Annotated in this window: 6 protein-coding genes; all 6 read right to left on the bottom strand. The window is 61.0% G+C overall.

Features of this window, described 5'->3' with window-relative positions; all coding sequences use genetic code 11:
- The coding region (locus tag AYR66_RS03440; RefSeq protein ID WP_234814708.1) for a Mur ligase domain-containing protein at nucleotides 1-182 on the bottom strand (182 nt) is incomplete at its 3' end.
- Nucleotides 182-1942 (bottom strand): peptidoglycan D,D-transpeptidase FtsI family protein, encoded by a 1761-nt coding sequence (locus AYR66_RS03435; protein WP_088706358.1) that lies wholly within the window; start codon nucleotides 1940-1942, stop codon nucleotides 182-184. The genes AYR66_RS03440 and AYR66_RS03435, both read right to left, overlap by 1 nt.
- Nucleotides 1939-2211 carry a cell division protein FtsL gene (gene ftsL / locus AYR66_RS03430; protein ID WP_088706357.1) on the bottom strand — a complete coding sequence of 91 codons (273 nt, stop codon included), beginning with the start codon at nucleotides 2209-2211 and terminating at the stop codon, nucleotides 1939-1941. The genes AYR66_RS03435 and ftsL overlap by 4 nt, the downstream gene beginning before the upstream one ends.
- Nucleotides 2208-3170: a 16S rRNA (cytosine(1402)-N(4))-methyltransferase RsmH gene (gene rsmH, locus AYR66_RS03425; RefSeq protein ID WP_088706356.1), complete on the bottom strand. Its 963-nt coding sequence runs from the start codon at nucleotides 3168-3170 to the stop codon at nucleotides 2208-2210. Before rsmH ends, ftsL begins: the two co-directional genes overlap by 4 nt.
- A gap of 9 nt (nucleotides 3171-3179) precedes the next feature.
- Nucleotides 3180-3608 (bottom strand): division/cell wall cluster transcriptional repressor MraZ, encoded by a 429-nt coding sequence (mraZ, locus tag AYR66_RS03420; protein ID WP_088706355.1) that lies wholly within the window; start codon nucleotides 3606-3608, stop codon nucleotides 3180-3182.
- 232 nt (nucleotides 3609-3840) lie between these two features.
- Nucleotides 3841-4184, bottom strand: a 344-nt coding sequence (locus tag AYR66_RS29275) for a hypothetical protein (protein ID WP_206047041.1), incomplete at its 5' end; no start/stop codon positions are given.

Here is a 4184-nt window from a genome sequence, read left to right as displayed (position 1 = left end):
ACGGCGCGCGCTCCCGCCTCGACCGCGCGGTCGATGTAGTCGCGCCCGTCGGCAGTGTCGCCGGGATAGGCAAAGAACACGTCTCCCAGCGAAATGCTGCGGGAGTCCGACGACAGCTGGGCCTTGGGTGCATTCGCATGCAGCCAGGCGAGGATGTCGGCCACGGTCGGCGTCGCGCTCATCACATGCTCTCCTCGACAGGGTTGGCCGGCACGATGATGTCGGTCACGGTGGAGTCAGGCGGAACATTCAGGGCACGCAGTGCGCTTGCAGTCACGGCGGAGAAGACCGGGGCGGCTACCTGGCCGCCGAAGTGGAAGCCGTTGGACGGCTCGTCGACCATGACCGCAACGATGATGCGCGGATCCGAAACCGGGGCGAAGCCCACGAAGGATGAAACGTATTTATTGGCGTACTGTCCACCGACCAGCTTGTGCGCGGTACCGGTCTTGCCGGCGACGCGGTATCCCGGCACCTGCGCCTTCGGTGCAGTGCCGTTCGGACCGGCCGCCATTTCCAGCATTTCGCGCACGTCGCGCGCGGTCTTTTCTGAAATGACGCGCTGGCCGATCGGGCGATCGCCGGCCTTCTGCAGGGTGAGCGGGATGATGTCGCCGTCGCGGGCGAAGATCATGTAGGCGTGCGCCACCTGAATCAGCGAAGTCGAAATGCCATGGCCGTAGCTCATAGTCGCCTGTTCGATCGGCTTCCAGGACTTGTACGGACGGACGCGGCCGGCGACCGCACCGGGGAAGCCGAGCTTGGGCTGCTGACCGAAACCGACGGTCGTATACATATCCCACATGTCTTGCGGCGGAAGCTGCAGTGCGATCTTGGCGGTTCCCACGTTCGATGACTTTTCCAGCACGCCCTGCACCGTCAGCACGCCATGCGCGTGGGCATCACCGATGGTGGCCTTGCCGATGGTGAGCTTGCCCGGTGCCGTCTGGATGTTGGTGAACGGCGTGATCATCCGCTTTTCCAGCGCCAGCGCGATCGGGAACGGCTTCATGGTCGAGCCCGGCTCGAAGGTGTCGGTCATCACCCGGTTGCGCAGCTGGGCGCCGGTCAGCTTCGAGCGGTCGTTAGGGTTGTAGGTCGGGTAATTGACCAGCGCGAGCACTTCGCCGGTCTTCGCATCGAGAATGGTCATCGCCGCGGCCTTGGCCTTGTGCTTGTCTACGGCTTCCTTCAGGTGCGTGTAGGCGATGTACTGCAGCTTTCGATCGATCGACAGCGCGAGGTCCTTGCCGTCGTGCGGCAGGCGCACCGATTCGATGTCTTCGACGATGCGTCCGAGGCGATCCTTGATCACGCGGCGGCTGCCGTTCATGCCGGCCAGCGTCTTCTGGAACGCCAGCTCCATGCCTTCCTGGCCGACGTCCTCGACATTGGTGAAGCCGACCACGTGCGCCATGACGTCGCCATCCGGGTAGTAGCGCTTGTACTCGCGGCGGGTGCCGATGCCGGGGACGTTCAGGGCGGCGACCTTGTCGGTGACGTCCTGTTCGACCTGGCGCTTGAGATAGACGAAGGTGCGGTCGGAGTCCAGCTTCTTGCGCAGCTCCTTCTCGTCCATCTCGAGCAGCCTGGCGAGTTCGCGGATTTTCGCGTCCGGCGCTTCAAGCACGTCTTCCGGAATGGCCCAGATGGCCTTGACCGGCATGGACGAAGCGAGCACCTGGCCGTTGCGGTCGGTGATCTTGCCGCGCGTGGCCGGCAATTCGAGCGTGCGGGCATAACGGGATGCGCCCTGCTTCTGCAGGAACTCGGTGGAGATCCCTTGCAGCCAGAGCGCGCGTCCCGCGAGGGCGGCGAAAGCAGCGAACAGAGCGAACAGCACCAGACGCGAACGCCAGACCGGCAGCTTGAGCGCGAGCACCGGGCTGGCGCTGAACTGCACGCCCTTGCCCGCCGCGGCGCGTGATGGGGTGCGCATCATTGCCCTCCCAGCGTCAGGTACTGCGTGCGGTCGGGCGTGACGGGGACCATGTTGAGGTCGCGCCGTGCGTTGGCTTCGATGCGTGCATGCTTGGCCAGCGTGGACTGGTCGAGCTGCAGGTGCGCCCATTCGAGTTCGAGCTGCTTGGCGGCGGCTTGCGCGCGCTCGATCTCGATAAACAGGCGCCGGTACTGGTATTGCGAATTCACGACAAGAAGGGCGCAGATCACAAGCGCCGCGGTGAGGATTGCATTGACCTTGCCGCTCATGGCGCACCTCCCGCGGCAATCCGCTCGGCGACACGCATGATGGCCGAACGCGCGCGCGGGTTGGCGGCGATTTCGGCGTCGGAAGGTTTCATTTTGGCCAGCAGCTTGAGTTCGGGCTGCGGCAGGTCGGCGGCACGGATCGGCAGGCGGCGGTCGGGCTGCTGCACCTTGGCCTTGGAGGCCAGGTAGCGCTTCACGATGCGGTCTTCCAATGAATGAAAACTGATCACAGCCAGTCTCCCGTGCGGGGCCAGTTTGTCGAAAGCGGCACTCAGTGCTACTTCAAGTTCTTCAAGCTCTTGATTGATGTAAATCCGGATAGCCTGAAATGTGCGAGTGGCCGGATCTTTACCCTTCTCGCGGGTTTTGACTGCGTGTGCCACGATCTCGGCAAGCTGTCGTGTGCCTGAAATTGGCTCGATTGCCCGGCGAGCAACAATCGCCTTTGCAATCTGAAAAGCAAACCGTTCTTCCCCATAATCTTTGATTACCTTTCCTATCGTCTGTTCTGACTCGGTGGCGAGCCACTCTGCCGCCGACATCCCGCGCGTGGTATCCATGCGCATGTCCAGCGGACCGTCCAGTCGAAAACTGAAACCGCGTGCCGCTTCGTCCACCTGCGGCGACGAGATTCCGAGGTCCAGCAAAATTCCATCCACCTGCATGACGCCGCGCGATGCGAGGGCTTCAGCCATCGTGGCGAAGCTGTCATGCACGATTTCGAATCGCTTGTCCGAAACCGCCTGTGCGGCCGCAATCGCCTGCGGATCCTTGTCGAATGCAATCAATCGGCCGTTGGGACCGAGACGCTCGAGGATCCGGCGGCTATGACCGCCGCGGCCGAAGGTGCCATCGACGTACACGCCATTGGCGCGCTCGCCGTCGATCTGCAGCGAATCGACCGCTTCTTCTAACAGCACCGTGCGGTGCTGCAAGCCGGGCACCGTTTGTTCACTCATCACGGGCCGTCAGAAAGAAAAGTTACTCAATACGTCGGGCATGCCGTTGGCCACGGCCTGCGCCTCGTCCTGGGCGAGTTTTTCAGCGTCCCAGATCTCGAAATGGCTGCCCATGCCAAGGAGCATGACGTCGCGCGTCAGGCCGACGGCCGAGCGCAGTTCCGGCGCAATCAGGATGCGGCCGGCGGAGTCCATTTCGACATCGGAGGCATTGCCGAGGAAGACGCGCTGCCAGGCGCGCGCGGACATCGGCCAGGCGGCGATCTGCTCACGGTGGTTTTCCCAGACCGGGCGCGGAAAGAGAAGCAGGCAACCATGGGGATGGCGGGTGAGCGTGATGCGGCCTTCGCATTGAAGCGACAAGGCGTCACGATGCTTGGACGGAACTGTCATCCGCCCTTTGGCATCGAGACTCAACGCTGACGCGCCTTGAAACACCCTGATTGACCTCGTGGTTGTCGTTGTTGGTTGTGAAACGTGTTGCGCGGGATTTTTTTAAAAACGCCCCACAAAAATACACTTTTTCACACTGTCGCCCACTTTAGAGGATGCTTTATTTGCGGTCAAGTAATATTCGGGTTCAAAAATGCGATTTTTATCAATGAAGTCAATGACTTAGCGCGTTTCGCTCAAGCAATTCCCGGAGTGAATTCTCAAGAAAAAGAAGCACTTATCGCAGACACTGAAGGTGACGTCTGAGCTTTACACATGTATTTGGATCGTTTAGGAAATTCGGCAACTCGCCGCAAACCCGCGTGAAATGTTGCCTTCCGGCGAGCTGGCGATGCTTTTCGGCACTCAAAACGAGCCTGAGTTCCTCCTTGCAAAAGCGGAAATCCACCCTGCACGGCACCACATGTTGATTTTTTGCACGCCTTAAATGATAATGCTTCTCATTTACAAAAATTAACAACCCCTCGCCAGCCACCGGCCCGCCCGCCAGCCAGCCCTCCACTTTTAACCATTCGGAGAAATACAATATGAACCAGCTGTCTGAACGGCATGCTGTGCGCA

This window comes from Noviherbaspirillum denitrificans (genome assembly GCF_002211445.1).
In the GTDB taxonomy this organism is placed as follows: Bacteria; Pseudomonadota; Gammaproteobacteria; order Burkholderiales; family Burkholderiaceae_D; genus Noviherbaspirillum; species Noviherbaspirillum denitrificans.
The sequence above is the reverse complement of the archived record's forward strand: the minus strand, read 5'-3'. Positions and strand labels throughout refer to the sequence as shown.

What these genes read in the sequence shown, in the direction of transcription:
- ftsL (WP_088706357.1), bottom strand. Translation starts at nt 2,211, where the DNA reads ATGAGCGGCAAGGTCAATGCAATCCTCACCGCGGCGCTTGTGATCTGC.
- rsmH (WP_088706356.1), bottom strand. Translation starts at nt 3,170, where the DNA reads ATGAGTGAACAAACGGTGCCCGGCTTGCAGCACCGCACGGTGCTGTTA.
- AYR66_RS03435 (WP_088706358.1), bottom strand. Translation starts at nt 1,942, where the DNA reads ATGATGCGCACCCCATCACGCGCCGCGGCGGGCAAGGGCGTGCAGTTC.